1 protein-coding gene is annotated in these 263 nt (G+C 59.3%); it reads right to left on the minus strand.

Annotated features, from left to right (window positions below; translation table 11 throughout):
• Positions 1–263, minus strand: a 263-nt coding sequence (locus SB764_RS41465; protein ID WP_410866963.1) for an ABC transporter transmembrane domain-containing protein, incomplete at both ends; no start/stop codon positions are given.

The raw sequence follows: 263 nt of genomic DNA on the forward strand, positions 1-263 counted from the left end.
GCCAGCTTCCAGTGGACCGAGAACATCAGCAGGAAGGCGCCGATGAAGGTCATGATGGCGATGAACACGTCCTCGGGGCCGTGATGCGCGACCTCGCCGACCTCTTCGAGGTCCTTGGTGACATGGGTGATCAGGTGGCCGGTCTTGTTGTTGTCGAAATAGCGGAACGACAGCTTCTGGATGTGATCGAAAGCCTGGCGGCGCATATCCGACTCGATCGAGATGCCGAGCGCATGGCCCCAATAGTTGACCACGGCCGATAG

Source organism: Paraburkholderia sp. SIMBA_027, from assembly GCF_046535315.1.
Classification (GTDB): Bacteria; Pseudomonadota; Gammaproteobacteria; order Burkholderiales; family Burkholderiaceae; genus Paraburkholderia; species Paraburkholderia tropica.